The organism is Candidatus Clostridium helianthi, from assembly GCF_045310795.1.
GTDB classification, from domain to species: Bacteria; Bacillota; Clostridia; order Clostridiales; family Clostridiaceae; genus Clostridium; species Clostridium helianthi.
Map to the genome: position 1 here is coordinate 63,901 of NZ_JBJIAB010000022.1, position 24,173 is coordinate 88,073.

18 protein-coding genes and 2 pseudogenes are annotated in these 24,173 nt (G+C 30.0%); 14 read left to right on the top strand and 6 right to left on the bottom strand.

All coding sequences use genetic code 11. The annotated features are described in order from the left end of the window. The first annotated feature begins 190 nt into the window (after nucleotides 1-190). The 9 genes and pseudogenes from ACJDTP_RS16550 (at nucleotide 191) to ACJDTP_RS16590 (ending at nucleotide 8,984) form a co-directional block, all read left to right on the top strand. The gene (locus tag ACJDTP_RS16550; RefSeq protein ID WP_406761861.1) at nucleotides 191-1,282 is read left to right on the top strand and encodes a plasmid pRiA4b ORF-3 family protein; all 1,092 of its coding nucleotides are present in this window, start codon (nucleotides 191-193) and stop codon (nucleotides 1,280-1,282) included. Between the two features lie 30 nt (nucleotides 1,283-1,312). Beyond that, the gene (locus tag ACJDTP_RS16555; RefSeq protein WP_078115318.1) at nucleotides 1,313-1,621 is read left to right on the top strand and encodes a nucleoside triphosphate pyrophosphohydrolase; all 309 of its coding nucleotides are present in this window, start codon (nucleotides 1,313-1,315) and stop codon (nucleotides 1,619-1,621) included. A gap of 37 nt (nucleotides 1,622-1,658) precedes the next feature. Further along, nucleotides 1,659-1,952, top strand: a pseudogene (locus tag ACJDTP_RS16560) (isochorismatase family protein); the annotation flags it as partial. A 330-nt stretch (nucleotides 1,953-2,282) separates the two neighbouring features. Beyond that, nucleotides 2,283-2,945, top strand: a complete 663-nt coding sequence (locus tag ACJDTP_RS16565) for a CAP domain-containing protein (protein ID WP_078115319.1) — start codon at nucleotides 2,283-2,285, stop codon at nucleotides 2,943-2,945. A 460-nt stretch (nucleotides 2,946-3,405) separates the two neighbouring features. After that, a complete protein-coding gene (locus tag ACJDTP_RS16570; protein WP_406761862.1) occupies nucleotides 3,406-5,124 on the top strand; it encodes a methyl-accepting chemotaxis protein in 1,719 nt (572 codons plus the stop codon). Nucleotides 5,125-5,161: 37 nt separating this feature from the next. Beyond that, a pseudogene (locus ACJDTP_RS16575) lies at nucleotides 5,162-5,445 on the top strand (CAP domain-containing protein); the annotation flags it as partial. A 442-nt stretch (nucleotides 5,446-5,887) separates the two neighbouring features. Beyond that, entirely contained in the window at nucleotides 5,888-7,426 is a 1,539-nt protein-coding gene (locus ACJDTP_RS16580; RefSeq protein WP_406761863.1) for a rhomboid family intramembrane serine protease, read from the top strand. Between the two features lie 179 nt (nucleotides 7,427-7,605). Beyond that, nucleotides 7,606-7,803, top strand: coding sequence for a DUF429 domain-containing protein (locus tag ACJDTP_RS16585; protein ID WP_406761876.1), 198 nt, complete (start codon nucleotides 7,606-7,608; stop codon nucleotides 7,801-7,803). 518 nt (nucleotides 7,804-8,321) lie between these two features. Further along, entirely contained in the window at nucleotides 8,322-8,984 is a 663-nt protein-coding gene (locus tag ACJDTP_RS16590) for a CAP domain-containing protein (RefSeq protein ID WP_406761864.1), read from the top strand. A gap of 234 nt (nucleotides 8,985-9,218) precedes the next feature. Here ACJDTP_RS16590 and ACJDTP_RS16595 read toward each other — a convergent pair whose 3' ends face one another. From ACJDTP_RS16595 to ACJDTP_RS16605, 3 genes are read right to left on the bottom strand one after another with little or no spacing between them, the layout of a single operon-like run. Next, the gene (locus ACJDTP_RS16595; protein ID WP_406761865.1) at nucleotides 9,219-9,983 is read right to left on the bottom strand and encodes a DODA-type extradiol aromatic ring-opening family dioxygenase; all 765 of its coding nucleotides are present in this window, start codon (nucleotides 9,981-9,983) and stop codon (nucleotides 9,219-9,221) included. 49 nt (nucleotides 9,984-10,032) lie between these two features. Continuing rightward, nucleotides 10,033-12,027 carry a methyl-accepting chemotaxis protein gene (locus ACJDTP_RS16600; protein ID WP_406761866.1) on the bottom strand — a complete coding sequence of 665 codons (1,995 nt, stop codon included), beginning with the start codon at nucleotides 12,025-12,027 and terminating at the stop codon, nucleotides 10,033-10,035. A 22-nt stretch (nucleotides 12,028-12,049) separates the two neighbouring features. Further along, on the bottom strand, nucleotides 12,050-12,523 hold the full coding sequence (locus ACJDTP_RS16605; protein WP_406761867.1) for a MarR family winged helix-turn-helix transcriptional regulator: 474 nt from the start codon (nucleotides 12,521-12,523) through the stop codon (nucleotides 12,050-12,052). Nucleotides 12,524-13,025: 502 nt separating this feature from the next. On the opposite strand from ACJDTP_RS16605, the gene ACJDTP_RS16610 reads away from it, so the two are divergent. After that, the gene (locus ACJDTP_RS16610) at nucleotides 13,026-14,225 is read left to right on the top strand and encodes a plasmid pRiA4b ORF-3 family protein (RefSeq protein ID WP_406761868.1); all 1,200 of its coding nucleotides are present in this window, start codon (nucleotides 13,026-13,028) and stop codon (nucleotides 14,223-14,225) included. Between the two features lie 568 nt (nucleotides 14,226-14,793). On the opposite strand, the gene ACJDTP_RS16615 is transcribed toward ACJDTP_RS16610, so the two are convergent. After that, the gene (locus tag ACJDTP_RS16615) at nucleotides 14,794-15,558 is read right to left on the bottom strand and encodes an EFR1 family ferrodoxin (protein ID WP_406761869.1); all 765 of its coding nucleotides are present in this window, start codon (nucleotides 15,556-15,558) and stop codon (nucleotides 14,794-14,796) included. A gap of 204 nt (nucleotides 15,559-15,762) precedes the next feature. Here ACJDTP_RS16615 and ACJDTP_RS16620 point away from each other — a divergent pair, with 204 nt between their 5' ends. The 4 genes from ACJDTP_RS16620 (at nucleotide 15,763) to ACJDTP_RS16635 (ending at nucleotide 21,246) form a co-directional block, all read left to right on the top strand. Continuing rightward, nucleotides 15,763-16,320, top strand: a complete 558-nt coding sequence (locus tag ACJDTP_RS16620) for a TetR/AcrR family transcriptional regulator (RefSeq protein WP_171771664.1) — start codon at nucleotides 15,763-15,765, stop codon at nucleotides 16,318-16,320. 452 nt (nucleotides 16,321-16,772) lie between these two features. After that, nucleotides 16,773-17,612: a BglG family transcription antiterminator LicT gene (gene licT / locus ACJDTP_RS16625; RefSeq protein WP_012059037.1), complete on the top strand. Its 840-nt coding sequence runs from the start codon at nucleotides 16,773-16,775 to the stop codon at nucleotides 17,610-17,612. Between the two features lie 291 nt (nucleotides 17,613-17,903). Next, entirely contained in the window at nucleotides 17,904-19,796 is a 1,893-nt protein-coding gene (locus ACJDTP_RS16630) for a beta-glucoside-specific PTS transporter subunit IIABC (protein WP_406761870.1), read from the top strand. A 34-nt stretch (nucleotides 19,797-19,830) separates the two neighbouring features. Then, nucleotides 19,831-21,246, top strand: coding sequence for a glycoside hydrolase family 1 protein (locus ACJDTP_RS16635; protein WP_406761871.1), 1,416 nt, complete (start codon nucleotides 19,831-19,833; stop codon nucleotides 21,244-21,246). A 297-nt stretch (nucleotides 21,247-21,543) separates the two neighbouring features. Here ACJDTP_RS16635 and ACJDTP_RS16640 read toward each other — a convergent pair whose 3' ends face one another. Both ACJDTP_RS16640 and ACJDTP_RS16645 read right to left on the bottom strand, forming a co-directional pair. Next, on the bottom strand, nucleotides 21,544-22,479 hold the full coding sequence (locus tag ACJDTP_RS16640; RefSeq protein WP_406761872.1) for a carbohydrate-binding protein: 936 nt from the start codon (nucleotides 22,477-22,479) through the stop codon (nucleotides 21,544-21,546). 74 nt (nucleotides 22,480-22,553) lie between these two features. After that, nucleotides 22,554-24,173 (bottom strand): glycosyl hydrolase family 18 protein, encoded by a 1,620-nt coding sequence (locus ACJDTP_RS16645; protein ID WP_406761877.1) that lies wholly within the window; start codon nucleotides 24,171-24,173, stop codon nucleotides 22,554-22,556.

Here is a 24,173-nt window from a genome sequence, read left to right on the forward strand (position 1 = left end):
CAGCTATGACATGCTCAGCTATTTATTGAGCTGCATATTCTTGGTTTAGGGATGGAAAAAATAATCAAATTGATGTGCTTCTAGCTATTGTGCGTCCATACATAATGAACAGTCTTAATATATATCGCAACATAGATGAATAATGTTTCTATAAAAATCAAAGAAACTACCAATTTTTAAGGAGGTACGTATGTTTATAGAATGCACAAAAAAATTACAAGATGAAATGGGGATAACTGTTGAAAAGCCTTATGAAGATAAGGAGTTGTTTTCGTGGAGTGCTAATTTGATTAACATCAAGAGAAGAAAGGCAGTTGTATTAGTAAACAACAGCAGTAGATTTGGATTTGTTCTCTTTGGACTTAAAGCAAAGGATTTTAAGAGGTTAGATGAACTTATTTTACAAGGTGTTAGAAGATGTTTTCAGAGTGAAAAAATAAAAGAAGAGATTATAGAGCAGTACCTGAGTGATGCTGGTACAATATGTTTTTCTAAAACAAATGGTTCAAGGTATGTTTCAAGACTAAATAAAGCATGCGAAGTTGTAGGTTATTTTGAAGAATTATTAGATTTAGAAAATATTTATCAGCCCAAAATCACAAGAAAATTGAATGCTGATATTATAAAGATAGACAAATATAACTATAAGCAACCCTACGAGCTATTACTAAAAGACCTAAAGGAAAATTACAGAGAAAATATAGTTAAATGTGAAGGTGTTAAGTTAGTGGTTAAGTTAGATTTAGGATCTTACTGTGCTGAAAGAAAGATAATTATCCCAATAGATATTAATTTTAAAGAACTCCATGAAATTCTTCAAATTTCGTTTGGATGGAAAAATTATCACTTGTATGAATTTAACGTTATTAATGAAGAAGGCGAAAATGTACTAAATGTGGTTAGTGAACATGAAGATGCTTTTTATCCAAATGGTGAATGTACGGTAGCAATAGACTCAGATACTTTTATTAAAGATTATATGAAAAAGGAATATACAATAATATATAATTATGATTTTGGAGATGATTGGGAACATGAAATTAAAGTTGATTCTATAATACCTGACTATGATAAAAATTATCCAATTTGTATAGCGGGAATGGAAAATGCACCACCAGAGGATGTAGGTGGTATACCGGGTTATGAAAAATTTCTTGAAATTATGTCAAATCCTAATCATTCAGAACATGAAGAAATGAAGCGTTGGTCAGATATTAACTGGAATAAAAATTTTCGCATGGATCTTGTAAATAAAAGGTTGAAATATGCTTTACGTAATTAATGTAAATATATATGAAAAGAGTGAGAAACAATGAAAGTATACAATAAATTAGTAAGAGATAAGATCCCAGAAATAATAAAAGCTGATGGAAGAGAATGTGATATAGAAATCGCAACTAAAGAAAGAAAGTATGAGCTTTTAGAAGCAAAGCTAAAAGAAGAAGTTAATGAATTTTTAGAAGATAAGAATTTAGAAGAATTAGCTGATGTAATGGAAGTTTTGTTTGGACTTGCTGACAGCTTAGGCTTTAGTGAAGAAGAACTCATAAAAGCTAGAGACAAGAAAAGAGAAGAACGTGGAGGATTTAAGGAAGGGATTGTCCTTAAAAGTACAAAATAAATTTATTATGAAAATACAACAGCAATAGAGGTAAATAACAGTAAATGCTCATATTGTTACAAAAAGGCAATGGGGAGCATTTTATGGTACAGATTTAGATTTACAGTTAAGACGTAGAGGAATTGATACAATTGAGTTAGGAGGAATTTCAACTAACATTGGAGTTGATACTACAGCAAGAGAAGCTTTCCAACATGGCTATAATCAAATTTTTGTAGAAGATGCAATGACAGCAATAAGTAAAGAAGAACATGAATATGTTTGTAAATATATATTCCCTAGAATAGGCAAGATTAGAACAAGTGAACAAGTGGTTTCTTTATTAAAATAAGTATTAGAAGATAGATGAGAAGAAGATATAGAACATATAGTTTATTATATCTTCTTTTTTTATTATTAAAAAAATATAGGGGAGTATCCTTGGCACTTTAAGATGTTAAATGATATTATGGTGCATAAAGAAGCATAAAAGAACATACTAAAGCAAACTTAAGACAATATCGTTTAAAACAATATAGCAATCGAAAATTGTGTTGATTATTGTCGAAAAGATGATAAGATAAAGACATGTCCTTACTCGAAAGCAACAAAAACTTAAAAATGTTTTTTGACTAAATAAAAATCATAAGGACAAATAAAACATATAGAAGGAGAAAAACTAATGAGAAAGAATGGTTTAAGAAGAATAGTAACTACAGTTATTGCAGCTACAACAATAGGGAGTTTCTCATCATTAGGAGTATCTGCAGCTACAATTAATTCAAATGTTAACGATTATAATAATGTAAATATAAATAATCTTTTAAATACAAATTTACTTATGAATACTTCTAATGGAAATAACGTTGGTAATACAGATGCAGTTTCAAAAAGCGGCACAAATGTAACATCAGTAAGTGTACAGGGGCTACCTAACCTGCCGACAAATTATTCAATCAGCATACAAAATTCTGCTGAAGATAAGATTCTTCAATTAATGAATGAAAAAAGAACAGAAGCAGGTCTTCAGCCATTAACTATAGATAATACATTAGTACAAGTTGCAAGATATAAGAGTGATAACATGATTCAAAATAATTTCTTTAATCATACAAATCCAGACGGAACAAAGTGGACAAACTGGTTACACACAATAGGCTATACTTATACTACATCAGGAGAAAATATTGCATATAACACTTCTGATCCAGTTGAATTATTTAATCAATGGTGGAACTCACCAGGTCATAGAGCAAATATGATGAATGAAAAATATACTAAGGTTGGTATAGGTGTAATCTACGGAAATAACAAATACATGGGAACTCAAGAATTCTCAAACTAATTATTAATAGTAAAAATAAGAGCTTATGTAAATAGGCTCTTATTTTTTAATGTATAAGTGTAAATGTAGACTATGAATAAGTGGTTATACATTTGCGCTTATTTTTATTTACTTACTTATATATACGTTGTGAAATTAATTCTTCATCACAATTCTAAACTATTGCAAGAATTTCAGCCATAATTGTGATTGGTGAAATGTGCATTGCAACATATATATGCTAAAAATATCATATTTATATCTTTGCATTCAATCAATTATTATTGTGTAATCAGTATTTTTATAATATAAAATTGCTTTGTAACTTTATAGTTAATTATATGGCATAAACTTCTGAAAATAATATGATAAAGTGTCAATGTTATGCGAAAAAAGTAAAAAATAGAATAAATATAATAGACATTACAATTAAAATTAAAGTATAATTAATGTGTTGAGAAAAATATTGGGAGGAATAGTGATGGGATTTAGTAAAATTAAGTTATCAAACAAACTAATTATAGCATTTTCATTAATGATTATTCTAATTGTGGGAGTATCCTCACTAGCTATACTTAGGTTAAGCCAAATTAATGGGACTGTTAATCAATTAATTGACGTAGAAAATGAGAAAGTATCAGCTGCATATAGTATGAGAGGAAGCCTTAACAAAATTGCAATTAGTATAAGAAATATATCAATTAGCAATGATATGGATTATATGAATGAGCAAAAAAAAATACTAGATAAGAATAAAATTATTTATTATGAAAACGAAGATAAACTTGGTAGATTAGTTTATACTGAAAAAGGAAAAGAGATATTTAAGGAAATAAAGAAAAATTCTGAATCGGCATTTTCAGCATTTGATGAAGCTATTAATTTAGGAATGAGAACTGGAGTATCAACCGAAGAACTTCAAAATATTATTACTAATATAGAGAAACCACAAGATGAATTGCTTTTAAGTATAGAAAATATGATACATGCACAAAATGATTTAATGCAATCACAGGGAGAACTTTCTAAAAAGATAACAGAAAGTTCCAAACAACAAATGGTTATACTATTAGTAGTAAGTATAATTATAGGAATTTTATTTATGACCTTAATTAGAAAAAGTGTCATAAATCAAGTAAAAGAAGTTATGCAAGGTGCAGGAAAATTGGCAGATGGTAACTTTGATATACAAATGAAAGTAGTTGCTAACGATGAAATAGGAAATACTGTAACTGCATTAAATGGTGCAGTTGAAAAACTGAACGAAAGTATGCTGTTTATTAAAGATAAAAGTAAAAGTATCCTTGAGAGTAGCGAACTAACAAATAAAATGTTTTCAGAGGTAAGTTCTAAAGTAGATGAAATATCAGCGGCGACAGAAGAAATATCAGCAGGAATGGAAGAATCATCAGCAGCAGTTGAAGAAGTTACATCTATGGCTGCTACAGTGAAAGAGGAAGTCAATGTAACAGCTAAAAAAGCACAAGATGGATTAAATGTTGCATTGAATATACAAGAAAAAGCAGTTTCAATCAATAATGATTCTATTAAATCAAGGGAAAATGCTGAGAGAATATATAGGGAAACAAAAATTGGATTAGAAAAAGCATTGAAGGAAGTTGAAGTTGTAAACGAGATATCAGAAATGGCAAAGAGTATAGATGCGATAGCAGCGCAAACTAATTTACTTGCGCTAAATGCAGCAATAGAGTCCGCTAGAGCAGGGGAAGCTGGTAAAGGATTTGCTGTTGTAGCAGAAGAAGTTAGAAAACTTGCGGAACAATCATCGCTAACAGTTTCTGAAATTCAGAATAAAATAAGTGCAGTATTAGCTTCAGTTGGAAAACTTTCAGGTTCATCACAAGATATCTTAGTATTTATAGAAAAAGAGGTTCTTAAAGATTATGATAAGCTAATTACTATAAGTGCTGAGTATAAAAAGGATGGAGATACTTTTAAAGAGATTATAGGTAACTTTGCAGAAGTTTCTGAAAGTGTTTCTGAGTCTGTGGATCAAATTTCAAAAAGTATGGAAGATGTTGCAATTTCAGTATCAGAAGTAGCTAAATCATCCACTAATATTGTTTCAAATATTATTGATGTAAGCAGCAAAAATGAATCTATATTAGCTGCATCTAACAATAATGCAGAAAGTGCTTTAAGTTTAGAAGAAATTATTAATCAATTTAAATTAAAATAAAATATAAATGTAAGGAAAACATTAATCATTAGTGTAAGTTGAACCATATAAGAGTGACATCATGATTCAAGATAACTTCTTTAATCATACAAATCCAGACAAAAAAAGTGGACAAACTGGTTAGACACGATAGGCTATACTTATATTACAGTAGGAGAGAATATTGCATATAACGCTACTGACCCAGTTGAACTATCTAATCAATGGTGGAATTCACTAGGTCATAGAGCAAATATGATGAATGAAAAATATACTAAGGTTGGTATAGGTGTAATCTATGGAAATAACAAATACATGGGAACACAAGAATTTTCAAACTAGTGATTAGTAATAAAAATTAAATATGTAGTTAATGTATAAAAGAGGTGCTATTCATTGAACAGCACCTCTACTTAATTTTGACTGAAAAAAGACTGGAAGTGGTTAAAAATGATTATAAGATGAAAAGCCTAAAGTGTATTTAGAAAAGCTAATTATGTTAAGTATAAATTTCAACAACAATATTTGTATAGTTGTTTAAATTAGTTTACAAAAAGAAAAATAAAGAGCTGCATCAAGAATTTGGGATATAAGAATTTATTTGTAAAATAGGTAATTGTTATGATAATATACTAATGTGTACTAGCAGTAATAAAATTGAGTGAATTAATATAAGTAACATTAACTAGTTTAGGGGGATAAAGTTAAAATATAGGTGCAAAGGAAAATAGGCTGAGTACTCATATAACTTAATAGAAAATGAATACTGAGATAGGGGGATTATATGTATAAAAATGAAATTGAAATAATAATGAAGAGCTTTACCCAATATAAGGATTTTATACCCTTATGTGATGAAGAAAATAAAGTAAGAACAGATGAAAAAGATAATATAATGATGAAAGATTATTTTGGCACAATGATTGTGCTGGAATTAATAAATGGAGACTTGTTTTCAGAAGAGGAAATAAGACAATATTTCATAGATGTGAAAGAAAATCTTTTAAACATTGATAAAAATAAAATCGTATATTCTTTCGGGATATTTATTTTTGAAAATGACCCACCAATAGATAAAGTTAAGATTATTGAAGATAACCAGGTCAATAAAGTAAAAGGTAAAAAATATTTAAGAAGCATAGTTGTGAATCTTGAAAAGCAAAGTGTTGTGAGCCATTCTAAAACTAAAAGGGATGAGTTTGGAGTAAAAAAACATTTATATAAGTATTTTAGTGAATATAAGAAAATTGATAATTCTCTCGTAAGCTTTGAAGATATTGTGGAGAAAAAGAAATTAGAATCCACAATTGAGTTTAAAAGTGAAAAACCAACAATTACATATGTATTAATTGCATTAAATCTTTTAGTATTTGCAATAATGGGGTTATATTCATGGGATTCAGGTACAGATTACAATGCACTACTATTGCAATTTGGAAGTAAAGAAAATGGTCATATATTGCAAGGAGAATATTGGAGGTTTATAGCACCAATATTTTTACATGCGAACATAGTTCATGTAGCTTTAAATTGTTACTCATTATATTTTATAGGCATTCTTGCTGAAAGAGTTTTTGGAAAAGCTAAGTTTATAGCAATATATTTTGCGGCAGGAATTTTGGGTAATATATTTAGTTTCGCATTTAATTTCAGTCCTGGAGTGGGAGCATCAGGAGCTATCTTTGGATTATTTGGAGCTATACTTTTTATATGTATAGAGAAACCTGCATTATTTAAGTCTGGATTAGGAGTAAACATTGTTGGAGTAATATGCGCAAACTTATTTTATGGATTTACTAAATCAGGAATAGATAATTTTGCACATTTAGGAGGGCTTATAGGAGGATTAACTTTTGCAGGAATTTTCAATGAATCAAAAAAGCGGTTATGGTATTTTAATAGATATGCCTACTTATTACTAGCGCTTATAATAACATCAGCAACGGTTTTTTGGGGCTTTAATAATACTCAAAGTAAAACAACAAGATTAGTAACTCAACTAGAACAAAATTTTAAAGCACAAAATTGGAAAGAAGTCGAAAAAAATTCTGAGGAAATTTTGGCATCAAATCCATCTAAGGATATAAACACTTATGCTTTAAAATGCATTATTAATTCAGATATCTTTTTAATGAAATATGATGCTGCTGTTAACTATTCAAAAAACTTAGAACAATTAGACCAAAAAGATGGGCATTACTTTTTGGGAATAGTATATTATAATGCAAAAAATTTTAATTTAGCAAGAGAAGAGCTACTTAAAGCGAAATCACTTGGAGCTAAGTATGATAATATAGATGGAATACTAAAAAGTATGAAGTAAGCTATTTAAGGAAAGAGCTAAAAATAAATATTAAATACAAACTATCTGTTTTTGATAAGAGTTTACGTAAAAGTAGGCTCTTATTTTTATTGTAGTATATAGTTGAGTTATGGAATAAACACTAGTAACATATGTCCAGAAGATGAAGCAATGAAATATCTAAAGGGAGTGCATAAAGTATATTTAATGTTCCTTGCAGGCAAGTGGTATATATGCCAAATTATGAAATTTCAAATGAGAAGAATAAAGAAACACTAGGAAAAGGAATAAACAGCCAATCCTTAGGAATATTTAACAAAATTAAAGAAATGAATGAATTCTTAAATAAATCACAAATAAGAAAAATGATAAATACTAAAGAACATAGAAAAATATAGGGGAGTATCCTTGGAACTTTAAGATGTTAAATGATATTAGGCACATTTAAAAAATAACAAGTCTGCTTGCCATCAGAGAAAGCTCGACTCGCATTCGCTAGCTGAATAAGCGAATTTACACAAAATCATAGATTGCATTGTGTGAAAGTTCTAAGAACGAAATATAGAATTTTGATTCTAACTTTTGGTTCACTGCTTATCTTCAAATTGTTCTAATAAGCCCGCTATTAGGGCAATTGGCATCTTTGCCTGATGAAAAATAATCATGGAAACTTTGGACTTTTTATTTATTTTCATGAGCATTATGGTGCATAAAGACGTATACAAGAACATACTAAAGCAAGCTTAAGACAATATCGTTTAAAACAATAAATTGAGAAGAATTCATGTTGAATATTGTCGAAAAGATGATAAGATAGAGACATGTCCTTACTCGAAAGCAACAAAAACTTAAAAAATACTTTTTGTTTAAATAAAAATCATAAGGACAAATAAAACATATAGAAGGAGAAAAACTAATGAGAAAGAATGGTTTAAGAAGAATAGTAACTACAGTTATTGCAGCTACAACAATAGGAAGTTTCTCATCATTAGGAGTATCTGCAGCAACAATTAATTCAAATGTTAACGATTACAATAATGTTAATATAAATAATCTTTTAAATACAAATTTATATATGAATACTTCTAATGGAAATAACGTTGGTAATACAGATGCAGTTTCAAAAAGCAGCACAAATGCAACATCAGTAAATGTACAGGGGTTACCTAATCTGCCGACAAATTATTCAATCAGCATGCAAAATTCTGCTGAGGATAAAATTCTTCAATTAATGAATGAAAAAAGAAAAGAAGCAGGTCTTCAGCCGTTAACTATAGATAATACATTAGTGCAAGTTGCACGATATAAGAGTGACGACATGATTCAAAATAATTTCTTTGATCACACAAATCCAGACGGAACAAAGTGGACAAACTGGTTACACACAATAGGCTATACTTATACTACAGCAGGAGAGAATATTGCATATAACACTTCTGACCCAGTTGAATTATTTAATCAATGGTGGAACTCACCAGGTCATAGAGCAAATATGATGAATGAAAAATACACTAAGGTTGGTATAGGTGTAATCTACGGAAATAACAAATACATGGGAACACAAGAATTCTCAAACTAATGATTAGTGATAAAAATAAGAGCTTATGTAAATAGGCTCTTATTTGCTACTGTATAAGTGTAAGTATAGGCTATAAATAAATAGTTATACATTTGCACTTATTTTTATTTACAATTAAGATAGCAAGCATCAAACAAAACAGATAAGAGGATTAATGACAAATGAAGTCATAAATCCTCTTATCAAAAGAACTAAAATCTAAACTGAGAATGCTGAGTTTCAATGCAAATCTGTCTAAAATTCATAGCAAAGATAACTTAAGTTTCCTAATTGATAATCTCTAAATATAACTCTAGGGGTTAATTCAGAACTGCTGCCTAAAGCTATAAATAGTGGGACAAGATGATCTGCAGTTGGAACTGCTAAGTTAGCATGAGGAGCATATTTTTTATAATTATTAAGGGCGTTTATGTCCTTGTTTTCTATTTTGTCAATTAACCAATCATCAAATTCTTTAGACCAAGAATCAATTGCCTTACTACCAAAATCAACCAATCTTAGATTATGAACTGTATTTCCACTTCCAAGAATTAAAATATCTTCAGAACCAAGTTCTTTGAGAGCATTACCTATTTTAATTTGCTGCTCAATAGGTAGAGTATAGTTTATAGAAACTTGAACAATTGGTATATTAGCTTTTGGATAAAGATGCTTTAAAAGAGTCCATGCACCGTGATCTAGGCCCCTTGTTAAATCTGTTTTTACATCAATACCTGAATTTATTAATTTATTTTTAATTTTTGTTGCAATAATGCTAGAACCTCGTGCAGGGTATTTAATTTTATAGAGTTCTTCTGGAAATCCATAAAAATCATACACAGTATCATATATAGCATCAGAAGCAGAAATAGTAAGTGTTTCAGTTGTCCAATGGGCTGTGAACACAACTATAGCTTTAGGATTAATAGATCTTCCAAGGTCATTTAAAAATTTAGTATACACGCTTTGCTCAATTGCCATCATAGGTGAACCATGAGCTAAAAATAAAGGTTTAATCATATATAAACACCTCCAAATATTTTGTTAAATTAAATATATTCCATAATAATTAAACTATAAATTTATTTTGCTCAGCGATTAATTTTTTTGTCATATTATTTAAGGTAGCAGAAGCTTTTGCAACTTCATTAGATAGCTTGTACATTTCGTCAGTAGAAGCAGATATTTCTTCTGATGAAGCTGATATTTCTTCGGCTATAGCAGATGTACTTTCAATTTTATTAAGAATATCGTTCTTTTCTTTATTTATTTCTATAGTTGCCATATTTACAGTTTGTACTTTTGGAATTACGGTTTTAATAACATCAATTATATTTTCAAATGAGTTTATAGTTTCATTTATAATGCTAACTTGATTGTTAAGATCTGTGGTCATGCTATTTGTATCATCTTTTATTACATTAGTATCATTAGATATATCAGATACTAATTTACTAATATTTTGAGATGAAGACTTTGTTTGTTCTGCCAAGGCTTTTACTTCATTTGCTACCACTCCAAAACCCTTACCAGCTTCACCAGCATTTGCAGCTTCTATAGATGCATTTAATGCTAATAAGTTAGTTTGATCTGCTATTGAATTAATGATTTGTACTATATTATTTATTTCTTTTATATTGCTACTAAAAGTAATAATTTTATTAGATAAATTTTTAAAGGATAAACTTATGCTGCTTACTGTATCCATTAATAACTTCATGCTTGAGCTGCTATTATTTGCAAGTTCATTCATTATTATTGTATTTTTATCTATGTCTTTAGTGTTCATTACTATATCTTCGAGTTTGCTACTGAAGATATTTAAGATTGTAGTGATTTCCATTAGATTATTCGCTTGAGAATTAATTCCACTTGCTACCTCTTGCATTGAATTCGCCACATTATTAGAAGATAAGACCATGTTTTGAGATATAGTTGATAAATTACCTGAGTTTTCATCAATTATTAGAGAACTGTCCTTAGATATTTTAATCATATCTCCAATTGAGTTCTGCATAGTATTCATAGAGTTAGCAATATCACCAATTTCATCTTTAATGTATAAATATTTTTCATTTATCTTATTAGTGAAATTTCCAGTAGCCAATATATTTAAGGAATTAGAAGCATATCTAATTCTTTTAGATAGTCTATTGGAAATAATATAAATTACAAGAATTCCAATAATCAAAAATAATATAGATGTAAGGGCTATTGAGAATTTTAGAGAGTTGAGTTCTGATAAAAGTTCAGATTTCTCTAAAATAACAACTACAGACCATTTTTCTTTTTCGATTGGAGCAAAGCCTCCATAAGATTCTTTTCCACCAAAAGTATATAAACTCAAACCAGTTTCACCAGCTATCATTCTCTTTTGCATATCAGCGATGCCTTTTAGACTAGGATCTTTTTCTGCTTCTCTTATAGAATTATATTGATTTAATGGCATACTTGAATCCTTATAAGCAATACTATTGCTTTGACTGTTAATCATATAGGCACTTCCAGTTTTACCAAAAGAGATCTTCTTAATCATCTCACTAAGTTCCATTCCATCTCTGACTGATACTAACACGCCTGTAATTGAGTCATCATTTTTTATTGGTACCGAATATATCATTGTCATTGCAGTTTTGCCTTCATTAACTTCAGGATCATTAATAAAATTTTCTCCAGAAATTGATTTCTTAAAATAAGTGGTATCTTTTATATTAGTTTGTTCACCAGTAGTATATATAATATTTCCATTCATATCAGCGTATCCCATTTTAATACTGCCATTTCTTTTGGCTTCAGCTTTTAAAATAGTCATTAATTTATCTGGAGTATCATTGTTTAATGAAGCAGTCTTAGCAGTAACTTCCAGTGAATTTAATTGATTATCTAAATTAGCCTGAACAGTATTAGAAGCCTGAATAGCTATTTCTGGTAATGTCTTTGTAATATTTGATATTAAAGCGTTAGATGCATTAATATAAGAAATAATTCCAAATCCAGTGCTTACAACTAACAGTAATATACTTATCAGAATAATTAATTTTGATTTTATAGTTTTTATAAACATAATTAAACCATCTCCTTAATATTTATTTCATAGTTTTCTTATCTTCATATAGATCTCGCATTTTTATAATCAAGTTCTGAGCTTTTAATAGTGATTGAGATAACTCAGCTATTTCTTCATTAGAAAGAACATTAAATCGTTCTAAAAAAATATCCTCTCCAGCTGCAGCAACAGATGAAATAAGATTTAATGATTTATTTGATAGTGATAAATAAACAATTCTTTTATCTTTTTCATCTTGTTTTTTTATCAAGTAACCAAGATTATATAAAGCATTAATACTTCTGCTTGTATTTGGTACAGATATGTTTAATTTTTTACTTATTCTTGATGCTGTAGTAGTACCTTCAAAATGAATAAAATTCAGTATTTTTGAAAGAAGGGGAGTGATTTCTGTATTAGTTAGGTCTGGAATGAGATCTATAAACTCAACATTAAATAAACTATAAAAGTTAACCATATTTAAAATTAATTCTCTATTATCATTTTTAGTCATATGAAAACTCCTTTGATAATTATTATTAGTTAAGAGATATTATAACAATATAGTTATCATTTGACAACTACTTTATGAGTTTTATATAGAAATTATTTACAAAGACAAAGTGGAAAAGATTTATTCTAAAAAGTCGCAGATTTTCTTGGATTTCAGAAAAAAAACTTATGAATATGTATATTGAAGAAGATTTTGGAAAATATGAAATTAAGCAAATACTATGTGCCTTTTTAGAAAAGATGGAAGCTGTGAACTAGAAGCATGCAAACCAGAAAGCTGCAAAAGGTATCCATTTACTGATAACCTTGAAAGAATTATTAGTTTAATTAATATAATTGAATCGACAAGTGTTTGTTATGTTGTATTTGAAATGATTGAAATATAAAAAAAGGAATATGGATTTAAAAGAAGAAAATAATTATTATATAGTCATGATCAAATTTAACCTGATAAAAAAATTCAATCACAAAAAAATATAAAAACTGAGGATGGATTAATAAAAATGAGTAATATTAACAGTTCAATAAACGATTTTGAAAAATTTATAGAATTTATAGAAAATGAAAAGCCTATACTCTCAGCGACTCAGGAAGTATTAGGCAGAAAGGATTGCTATAATCTAAACATGATCCTTGAAAATAAAAAAGATGTAATAAATCCTAGTTATAATCAAGATAAATATTTTGCAATAGACTTGATGTTTTCACTAGTTCTTGCAAGTAAGCTTTATATAAAGGCTAACGATGAAAAGGGAAAAGTAAGACTCTTTAAAACAGATAAATTAGAAAGCTTTCAAAATTTAAATGAAGATGAAAAATATATTTTCTTACTCCAAACTTATTGGACCAAATATGATTTTGAAACAAAATTTGATAGAACTCATAATATAGCGGCTTTTTACAATATTTTAGCTGAGATATCTAGTGCTAAACAGGGAGATATAATTGTAAAAGATGAAATGGATATTTCAAATGTAATGTATTCAACTGGGGCTGCATTCTTTCATCATTTAAAGTTCTTTAGTTTTGGTGAACTAGAATTAATTAATGGTGCAAAAACAAGATATGAAGATACGATAAAAAGTTTTTCTCCAAATGAATTTGGGATTAAAACAAGTATATTACTTCTAACAAAGGCTATTCAGTATTGGAATAGAGAAGATGTTCCAGTATTACTAGAGTATTATAATTTAAAAGTTACAACTAACAAAAACGAAAAAGCATTTGACGTTTTTAAAACCATCTTTAAAGGGAACACTGTTAAAAATACAGTAGAAGAAAGTAAGATAAATAAAGGTGGAACGTATACTTTTAAAGTAAGTTTATCAAAGACTGTATGGAGAAAAATAAATTTAGCATATAAGCATACTTTTGGGGATTTACATAATGCTATTCAAGAAGCTTTTGAATTTGATAATGATCACTTATATGCATTTTTTATAGGAGGCAACAGAAGAAAAGGAATATACTGTAAGTATGCAGAGTACGAAGGACCTGTAGCAGAAACTACGACTATAGCAAGTTTAAATCTTTATAAAGGAGAAAGACTTCTATACTTATTTGATTTTGGAGATGAATGGGAATTTAATGTGGAGCTTGCTGAAATAAATGAAGAAGCACCAGTTCCTTTGAAACCTATGATTATAGAATCAAAAGGAAAGTCACCTCATCAGTACAGTGGAGGCTGGGGACTTTACGAATAACATAATTGTAAACAGATACTATTATTAAATTTTAACAAAATTAAATTTAAGTTATAGAACTTTTAACGAGAGTTTATGTAATGTAAGCTCTTATTTTTATTAGGGAATAATGGGTGCGTGGTAAAGCCATCCGTATACTCATCACCAAGTGTTCCTAGCTTAGAAATAAAACTTTTTAAGAATTTAGGAATTTAGGAATTTAAGAATTTAACAATGAAAAAAGTTAAGAAGTAAAAAATTAAAGAACTTAAGAAGTTAGAAATAAAAAAAGTTAACAATTTACACTTATGAGGAAATGCGAGCATAACCAATAGATTTATGATTTATAGAAAATATGGGCGCTTAAAGGCAAAATCAGAAGGTTGTCTTTTAAAAGAGAATAAAAAAGAAAATAAATTCACCCCATAATAGTATTTCAACAGCCTCATACCAGGGGTGCATGGATAATTTAAAAGCACCCCAATGTTAGGCATCAACGTCTTTTCAGTTTGAACTAAGGCTAGCCTTAGCAGACTTCTTAAGGAATCATATAAATATCTGACCAGCTTTAAGTATATTTTCTGCTTTCTTAATTAGCCTGATTATTAGAAGCAATTATTTCTTTAAGCTGTACATTTTGATTTATGAATCTAGCTTTGCTTTTCTCAGATTTTAAATGAATTGCATTTTGAGGACAATGATGTATACATGCTAGACATACTTCGCATTTATGGGAAAACTCGGGCTTGTTATTAACTTTAATATTATTTGCAGGGCAAACCTTTTCGCATACCTTACAGCTAGTACAATTATCCGTAACAATAAATCTCTTAGCTGCAAAATTATTGCTGATTTTATCTGCAAAGCCACGGCCGTATTTAGATAAAGTATTTGATACGATTCCTTTTTTCACAAGAGAATTTCGTCTATTTGTAATATCAGCTATTATTCCACTCAGTTTTTCATCAATTACCTCTGGATTCTTATTTATTATTTCATCCTCCATCTTAAAGGCTGAAAGAAAATTATCCACCATCAGTATTTCATTTGTATAGTTGAACTTGATTCCAGATTCCTTGGCCACAAGCTCCATATGCCTTAATCCAGAGAACGAATTACCACCATATGTCATAATTGAAAAGAAGTAATCAGCTTTAAATTTTGACTTTTTTATAAAGTTACTAATTATTTTCGCCATTCCAAATCCATGACAAGGAAATACAAATCCTATAGCATCATCCTCAAATTCATATTTACCTTCCTTTATCATTTGAGGTATTGAATACAATTCTCCACCAATCCTTTTTGCAACATATAAACTATTTCCTGTAGCAGTAAAATAAAATATTTTCAAATTAATTCCGCCTTTCATTATTTCAACGAATATTGATTTTTCAACGCTTGTTCAATATAATAAATTTATCAATTAAGTTAGTTCAATTCAATAGTTAAAACAATGAGATGTGTTTATTAATGAACAAAACACATATGAATGTTGATTATTATAAGATAAATCAGTTTACAGGAAGTAAATTAGGTACATAAAGGAGATATTTTTATGGATAGACGTATTGAAAAATCAAAACAGGCTATTATGGGTGCTTTTATCAAACTCATGTCGGAAAAAGATTTTGAAAAGATAACCATTAACGAAATTGCAGAAGAGGCAAATGTAAACCGTGGCACTGTATATCTGCATTATGAAGACAAATTTGATTTGATGAATAAATGTATAGATACTCATTTAAATCAATTATGTGACAGTTGCATTTCAGATGGAGAGAGTAGCAATTTTGACTCCAAAGCTTCGCTACTTCAGACGTTTCAATATCTAGAAAAGCATGCCATTTTCTATTCAAATATGCTCACTAACAAGGCTATACCTGCTTTTAGAGAACGTATTTTAACAATGGCTCTTAAGAGTATGGAAGAGCATCTTGACATGACTGGAAGCAATGAAAATATAAGCAAGAAGATAATGGCTCAATATGTTGCTTCAGCTGCTGTTGGTGTAATGGAATGGTGGATTGTAAATTCAATGCCTTATCCAGCAGCATATATGGCGGAGCAGTTGTGGCAATTACTAAAGCGAGAACAAATAGCGGGATACATATAATTATTTCCGTTAAATTGCTATATTCAATGAATCATTTAATGAGTATTTTTTTGGATTTACTGGCTGGTCAGCGGTACTTATTGGAGCGGGTTATTATATTAAACAATTAAAAGCGTATCTGATTCTTCAAGATATGCTTTTGGAAATAATATTAAATTAGAAGAATTCTAATAATCAAAAATAAAATAGACATAGAAGTTATTGATAATTCATAGAAAACGATTGACATGATAAGAATCTTATGATATCCTTAACATAAATTAAGAGGAATGTTACTGGTTATGCAGGCTTTACCATTTTATAGATAGTATTTAGTAGTATTATCTGTTGTGGTACGGTCTTTTTTGTGTCACAATAATAAAAGCTACTTTAAATAAAGCACTTTAAATTACAATTTACTAATAGCTAGTGTGTCTTTTAAATTAATTAACTTATGCCAAAGGGGAATATTTATGAAGATAGAGAAAGTAATTAATAACAATTTGGTTCAATCTTTTGATAATAACAATAAAGAAGTTCTTGTTATGGGATGTGGACTTGGATTTAAGAAAAAGCCTGGAGAAATTATTGATAAAGATAAAGTAGAAAAGATTTATTCTCTTGAAGACAAAAATTATTCAAATAAGTTAATAGAATTGTTATCAGATATTCCTTTAGAAGTCATACAAACAACTAATGAAATAGTATCTTATGCAAGATACTCTCTAGGTAAGAAGCTTAATGATAATATTTATATTCTATTAACAGATCATATAAGTTTTGCAATGGAAAGAGTTAATAAAGGATTACAATTTAAAAATGCGTTATTATGGGAGATAAAAAGATTTTATAACCATGAGTTTTTAATTGGTAAAGAGGCTCTTCAAATAATTGAAAAAAGACTACATGTTGATTTACCAGAAGATGAGGCTGCTAATATCGCATTACATATTGTAAATGCTCAATTAAATTCTAGCAATATAGATGATACTATGAGCATGACTAATATGATTCAAAATATTTTAAACATAGTAAAATTTCATTATAAGTTAGAATTGGATGAATATTCACTTCATTATGAAAGGTTTATTACTCATTTAAAATTCTTTTCACAAAGAATATTTAGAGGAAATGAAATTGAAGATGAGGATACAAGCCTTTCAAAAATAATGAGAGAAAAATATAAAGAAGCATATAAATGTGCAGAGAAAATTAAAAAATACGTAAAGAGTGAATTTAATTCTGAGCTTACTGATGAAGAAATGATGTATTTAGCAGTTCATATTAACAGAGTTACAAAGCAAACTGAATAAAAAGAATTGTTAATTGGTAATGCAATCTATACCTGAGAAATGTAAAATGAGCGCTCTTTTATGATTCTTAGATATTTTTTATAAAATTATAAACAAAATAAACATAAATGCAAGGTAGTTACTGTAAGCAGAAAAACTGTGTTACGGGCTTTACTTCATTAAAATTAATTCCAAAAAATTTATTTGGTAGCTAGTATCCGTAATACTCTAACTTTTCAGTGGAGTTAACGGCTACATGCTCATGGATAAGTTAATCTAAAAATAACTTAATTTTAAATGGAGGATTATACTATGGATTATTCAATAGTTGCAAAAGAAATAATAGAAAAAATAGGTGGAGTAAATAATGTAAGTAGTGTTATACACTGTATGACAAGACTTAGATTCACCCTAAAAGATGAAAGTATTGTAAATGATGATCAAGTTAAAAAAATAAAAGGTGTAATGGGCGTTATGAAAAAAGGCGGTCAGTACCAAATAATTATAGGAAATGAAGTTTCTAAGTGTTATAAAGAAGTATTAAAGCTTGGTAATTTTAGTGATAGTGCTAATAATACTGAAGGCTCGAATGAAAAGCAAAATATAATTACAAAAGTGTTAGATGTAGTATCTGGAAGTATGTCAGCTACTATGCCAGCAATAATTGGTGCAGGTATGGTAAAAGTGCTAGTGGTGTTACTTACAACTATTGGACTTTTATCAAATACAAGCCAGACTTATACCATATTATCAGCACTTGGAGATGCAACGTTTTATTTCTTGCCAATGATACTTGTAATCTCAACTTCTAAAAAGTTTAATATTAATCCATACACTTTTGCAGCAGTAATAGGCGTTATGGTGTATCCTGATTTTGTAAAATTACTTGGTGCAGGGTCACCCGTATCATTTTTAGGATTACCAGTTACAACAGCAAGTTATGGATATTCAGTTATTCCAGTAATACTAATGGCTTGGGTAATGAAATATATAGAAGAAATTGTAGATAAAATTACACCAGCGGTTACAAAGAACTTCTTAAAACCAATGTTAATATTACTTATAGCTATGCCAATTGCGATAATAGTTATTGGACCACTTGGATTCTTAGTGGGTAAAGGTTTATCAACAGTTATGTATACAATTCAAGATAAGGCAAATTGGATTGCATTACCTTTAATGGCGGCGTTTATGCCACTTATAGTTATGACAGGAATGCATTGGGCATTTGTGCCTATGGCATTAACAGCTTTAGCAAACCCAGGATATGAAACCTTATTATTAGTAGCAATGCTTCCATCAAATTTAGCACAAGGAGCATCAGCACTCGCAGTATCACTAAAGTCTAAAAATAAAGACTTAAAACAAGTTGCAAGCGCATCAAGTATTTCAGCTTTACTTGCAGGGGTAACAGAACCAGCAATGTATGGTGTAACTATAAAATATAAAAAGCCTTTAATAGCAAGTATGATAGCAAGTGGTATAGCAGGTCTATATGCAGGAATTGTAGCTTTAAAAGTTTATGTTTTTGCAACACCAGCACTTATATCAATAGTTCAGTTTATTGATCCAAATGGCAGCTCAAACTTTATTAATGCTTTAATAACAGCAGCAATTGCAATTGTAGGTTCATTTGCATTAACATGGATTATTGGATTTAATGATCCAGCAAATGAAGAAAGTGAAGAAAGCTTAATCGAAAACAAAATGGAAGTTAAAGAAGCTGCCTTAGATAAAGCTGAAGCTAAAAGCGAAGCAATAATCTTAGCTCCAATTGAAGGAAAGTCAGTTTCACTAAGTCAAGTAAATGATATAACATTCTCAGAAGAAATAATGGGAAAAGGTGCAGCTATAATACCAAGTAAAGGCATCGCAGTTTCACCAGTTAATGGAGTGATTTCAGCATTATTCGAAACAAAACATGCTATAGGAATTACGGCTGAAGACGGAACAGAAATTTTGATACACATAGGATTAGATACAGTAAAATTAGGTGGAAAGCACTTTACAGCTCATGTTAAGAGTGGAGATAAAGTGAAAATAGGAGACTTATTAGTTGAATTTGATATTGAGGCAATAAAAAGAGAAGGATATGAAGTAATAACTCCAGTTCTAGTTACTAATTCAAGTGATTACAAGGATGTATTATCACTAATAGATAAAGATGTAAAAGAAAAAGATGAGTTAATAAAAGTAATAATATAAGTATTATAAATTATAAAACATAGGAGGTAAATTTATGTCAATTAAATTTCCAGAAGGATTTTTATGGGGAGGAGCTACAGCTGCTAACCAATTTGAAGGTGCATATAACGAAGATGGAAAAGGATTATCTACTCAGGATATAGCACCTAAAGGAGTGATGGGAGCTTTAACAGATGAACCAACAGAAGATAATATGAAACTTATAGGAATTGATTTTTATCATAGATATAAAGAAGATATTAAGCTATTTGCAGAAATGGGCTTTAAAGTTTTCAGACTATCTATTGCTTGGTCAAGAATATTTCCAAATGGTGATGATAAAGAGCCAAATGAAAAGGGATTGCAATTTTATGATAATGTATTTGATGAGTTAGCTAAGTATGGAATAGAGCCACTAGTTACAATTTCTCACTATGAGACACCACTTGCACTAGCTAAGAATTATGATGGCTGGGTAAATAGAAAGCTAATAGGATTTTTCGAAAACTATGTAAGAACAATATTTAACAGATATAAAGATAAGGTAAAATATTGGCTGACTTTCAATGAAATAAATTCTGCAACTCATTTCCCATATATGAGTGCTGGAATATGGACACCAAAAGAACAATTAAACAAGCAGGATTTATATCAGGCTATGCATCATGAATTAGTAGCAAGTGCACTTGCAGTAAAAATTGGTCATGAAATAAATCCAAAATTCAAAATTGGCTGTATGATTCTTGGAGTACCAAACTATCCATTAACACCAAAACCAAGTGATGTACTTAAGGCAATGGAAGCAGATAGGGAGAATCTTTTCTTTGGAGATGTTCATGTAAGGGGAGAATATCCAAGATATATGAATAGATTTTTTAAGGAAAACAACATAGAAATAAAAATGGAACCTGGTGATAAAGAAATACTAAAGAATACAGTAGATTTTGTTTCATTTAGTTATTATATGAGCTCATGTGCAAGTGCAGATCCTGAAAAGAATATTAAGGGAAAAGGAAATCTCATTGGCGGAGTACCAAATCCGTATTTGAAAGCTTCAGATTGGGGATGGCAAATAGATCCAGAAGGATTAAGATACATGCTTAACTTATTCTATGACAGATATCAAAAACCATTGTTTATAGTTGAAAATGGTTTAGGAGCTGTTGACGAATTAATAACTGATGAAAATGGAAATAAAACTGTAAATGATGATTATAGAATAAATTACTTAAATGATCACTTAGTTCAAGTAGGAGAAGCTATTGAAGATGGTGTTGAAGTTATGGGATATACTACATGGGGATGCATAGATTTAGTCAGTGCATCAACAGCTGAACTTAAAAAGAGATACGGATTTATCTACGTAGATAGGCATGATGATGGAAGTGGAACTCTAGAAAGATATAAGAAAAAGAGCTTTTATTGGTATAAAGAAGTTATTGCTACAAATGGAGCTCATTTAAAAAAATAATAATTTAAATGCAATATATAGGGCAGTGTAGGAATTAAATTTTCTGCTTTGCTCTTTTTGCTAAACTTAAGCAATTAAGAAAGATAGCATTACTCATTTTTGTTACACTACTTGGTATTGTAACATTTGCAAATTGTCCACCATTTAGCCCATTTAGCCCATAAATTTAAAGAAACACCCTTTTCTCAAAGAGGGTGTTTCTTTAAATTTATAAGTTAACTGTACTTTCTGCTCAGTTGCTATATATAATTCTAAAATACTTTTGATCCTAATGGACTTGTAAATTTACTTTGTCTACTAGTTTTTTCCACCATAGCTTTTATATGTCGCATACACTGCATTTGCATATTGATCGGCTAGAATTGGACGGCCATATGAATCTGTAGCTCCTGGATACCAGTTTGGTCCTCCATTGTAATGCAATAGACCATTGTATATATTACCAAATTGCGTAATATTATCATTTATGATCATTGATCCCATATATACTTGGTCTTGAAGATTACTATGATTGTAGGCATGTCCATATGTTGATTGGAACTCACTCGAATAAGCATTTCTAGTGTTTGGTTCTACTTGCATTAATCCGTCTCCAGAAGATGGACTACCACCTAAACCTGCTCCATAATTACATTCTTTTTTAATAACAGCACATATTAATAAAGCAAAGTCTCCATTTTTACCAAATTTGTTATCAGCATTAAGTGCATATCCCCATATATCATTTGGAGCCTCAGCAGGCTTTGATACTGATGGGGTAGTTGGATTTGTAGGGTTAGTCGGATTTGTAGGATTTGTAGGTCCCGCTCCAATCAATTCCCAAACATCAGCTGAACCAGGCTTATCACCTTGAGTCCACCATTTAGCTTTGTAATTACTGTTCTGATAAGAAACAATATCACCAGATACATAAGCCTTACTACTGTCCCAAGCAGCATAAGTATTATTACTAGGGTTAGATGGTGCTGTTCCAATCAATTCCCAAACATCAGCTGAACCGGGCTTATCACCTTGTGTCCACCATTTAGCTTTATAATTTTTACCTTCATAATTAACAGTATCTCCACTTACATAAGCTTTGTTGGCATCCCAATTAGCATAAGATACAGATGCAGAGACAATCACTGTGGCTGCTTTTGTTGTTGCTGCTTTGGCTAGCATTGACATTTGTGGTAGTGCAAACGAAAATACTACAGCGAAAGCAAATAACTTTTTTAATTTCATGTATTTCATAATACATCAACTCCTTATATATATTTTTGAAATGTATATAAATTATACGTTCCCACTTAAATGTTATTATTTAATTAGTATTTTGGATTACTTGGTGTAGCGGCTCCAATTAATTCCCAAACATCAGAAGCACCAGGTTTATCACCTTGAGTCCACCATTTTGCTTTGTAATTGTTGTTGTTATAAGAAACAATATCTCCATTTACATAAGCTTTACTACTATCCCATGCAGGATAAGAAGAACCAGGATCACTTGGATTAGTCGGATTACTTGGATTACTTGGTGTATTGGCTCCAATTAATTCCCAAACATCAGAAGCACCAGGTTTATCACCTTGAGTCCACCATTTTGCTTTGTAATTGTTATTGTTATAAGAAACAATATCTCCATTTACATAAGCTTTACTACTATCCCATGCAGGATAAGAAGTACCAGGATTACTTGGGTTTGTTGGATCCGTTGGATTTGTTGGATCCGTTGGATTTGTTGGGTCCGTTGGATTTGTTGGGTCAGTTGGGTCAGTTGGGGTTGTTGGATTACTTCCGCCAGAAAGTTTATTTGCCATTAAAGTAGTTAATGGGAATCCATTTGGGTCATCTCCTGAAACTTCCCAAGCAATCATTCCGCCATAACCGTTATTTAATACATAATTACATCTTTCTGTAAGAGATTCTTCATCTTCATATGTGTACATAATTCCTTGTGATGCATTATATAGATAAGGAACTTTAGCATATGGATCTCTATATTTTACGTAACCTGATGTTTTTTCCAATTCCTTCATTTTAAAATAAGGGTTTTGTCCACCTGGAGATTGTGCATTATCCCATGTACCTACTGGTGCACCATTTGCAGAAGCAAATAATCCAGGGAGGTTTCCACCATTGTTCACAACATTTTTCCATCCTCTTGAATAGAATGGTGTTCCAACATTTAGTTTGCTTGCAGGTATATTATAAGTATCCCTGTACAATTTCATTGCTGAATCAGTATTATATTTATTTTTTATATCTACAGGAGAAGTTCCAGATGGATCATTAGGATTTGGATATATTGCAGCATGATGATTAGTAGTTGTTTCCCAAGCCCCATGCATATCATAAGTCATAACGTTTATAAAATCTAAGTATTGAGCGTAAACGTTAGGTTCAGTATATTGTGCTTTATCATATCCAGATGGTGCTGCTATTGTAAGCATTTTATTAGACAATCCATTATCATTGTAAGCTTTACGTATTTCACGAAGAAGTGAAGTAAAGTTTTGTTTGTCCTCTGGTCCACCTGGGCAACCTTTATCAAATTGGTCGTTTGGATCGGCTTTTCTATCAATACCAGGGAATTCCCAGTCGATATCAATTCCATCTATGAAAGGATATTTTTTTAGAAAATCTACCACACTGTTTATAAATACAGCACGAGAGCTAGAGCTTGATGCCATTGCATGGAAATTAGCACCTCTTGTCCATCCGCCTACTGATATAAGCACCTTTACATTTGGGTATTGAGATTTGTAATACTTATATTCGCCCATGTGTCCTCTAAGTTTATCTGCATCCCAACCTTCAGAATGTGGGAAAGATTTATCAAAATCTGCATAAGAATCAGTAGTGGCGAGTTTAAAGCTTGAATCCACTTCAAAGAATGCATGGTTGATTACAGTGACCTTGTCCCAAGGCAATTGATCAACAGATAT

What these genes read in the sequence shown, in the direction of transcription:
- ACJDTP_RS16550 (WP_406761861.1), top strand. Translation starts at nt 191, where the DNA reads ATGTTTATAGAATGCACAAAAAAATTACAAGATGAAATGGGGATAACT.
- ACJDTP_RS16555 (WP_078115318.1), top strand. Translation starts at nt 1,313, where the DNA reads ATGAAAGTATACAATAAATTAGTAAGAGATAAGATCCCAGAAATAATA.
- ACJDTP_RS16565 (WP_078115319.1), top strand. Translation starts at nt 2,283, where the DNA reads ATGAGAAAGAATGGTTTAAGAAGAATAGTAACTACAGTTATTGCAGCT.
- ACJDTP_RS16570 (WP_406761862.1), top strand. Translation starts at nt 3,406, where the DNA reads ATGGGATTTAGTAAAATTAAGTTATCAAACAAACTAATTATAGCATTT.
- ACJDTP_RS16580 (WP_406761863.1), top strand. Translation starts at nt 5,888, where the DNA reads ATGTATAAAAATGAAATTGAAATAATAATGAAGAGCTTTACCCAATAT.
- ACJDTP_RS16590 (WP_406761864.1), top strand. Translation starts at nt 8,322, where the DNA reads ATGAGAAAGAATGGTTTAAGAAGAATAGTAACTACAGTTATTGCAGCT.
- ACJDTP_RS16595 (WP_406761865.1), bottom strand. Translation starts at nt 9,983, where the DNA reads ATGATTAAACCTTTATTTTTAGCTCATGGTTCACCTATGATGGCAATT.
- ACJDTP_RS16600 (WP_406761866.1), bottom strand. Translation starts at nt 12,027, where the DNA reads ATGTTTATAAAAACTATAAAATCAAAATTAATTATTCTGATAAGTATA.
- ACJDTP_RS16605 (WP_406761867.1), bottom strand. Translation starts at nt 12,523, where the DNA reads ATGACTAAAAATGATAATAGAGAATTAATTTTAAATATGGTTAACTTT.
- ACJDTP_RS16610 (WP_406761868.1), top strand. Translation starts at nt 13,026, where the DNA reads ATGAGTAATATTAACAGTTCAATAAACGATTTTGAAAAATTTATAGAA.
- ACJDTP_RS16620 (WP_171771664.1), top strand. Translation starts at nt 15,763, where the DNA reads ATGGATAGACGTATTGAAAAATCAAAACAGGCTATTATGGGTGCTTTT.
- licT (WP_012059037.1), top strand. Translation starts at nt 16,773, where the DNA reads ATGAAGATAGAGAAAGTAATTAATAACAATTTGGTTCAATCTTTTGAT.
- ACJDTP_RS16630 (WP_406761870.1), top strand. Translation starts at nt 17,904, where the DNA reads ATGGATTATTCAATAGTTGCAAAAGAAATAATAGAAAAAATAGGTGGA.
- ACJDTP_RS16635 (WP_406761871.1), top strand. Translation starts at nt 19,831, where the DNA reads ATGTCAATTAAATTTCCAGAAGGATTTTTATGGGGAGGAGCTACAGCT.
- ACJDTP_RS16640 (WP_406761872.1), bottom strand. Translation starts at nt 22,479, where the DNA reads ATGAAATACATGAAATTAAAAAAGTTATTTGCTTTCGCTGTAGTATTT.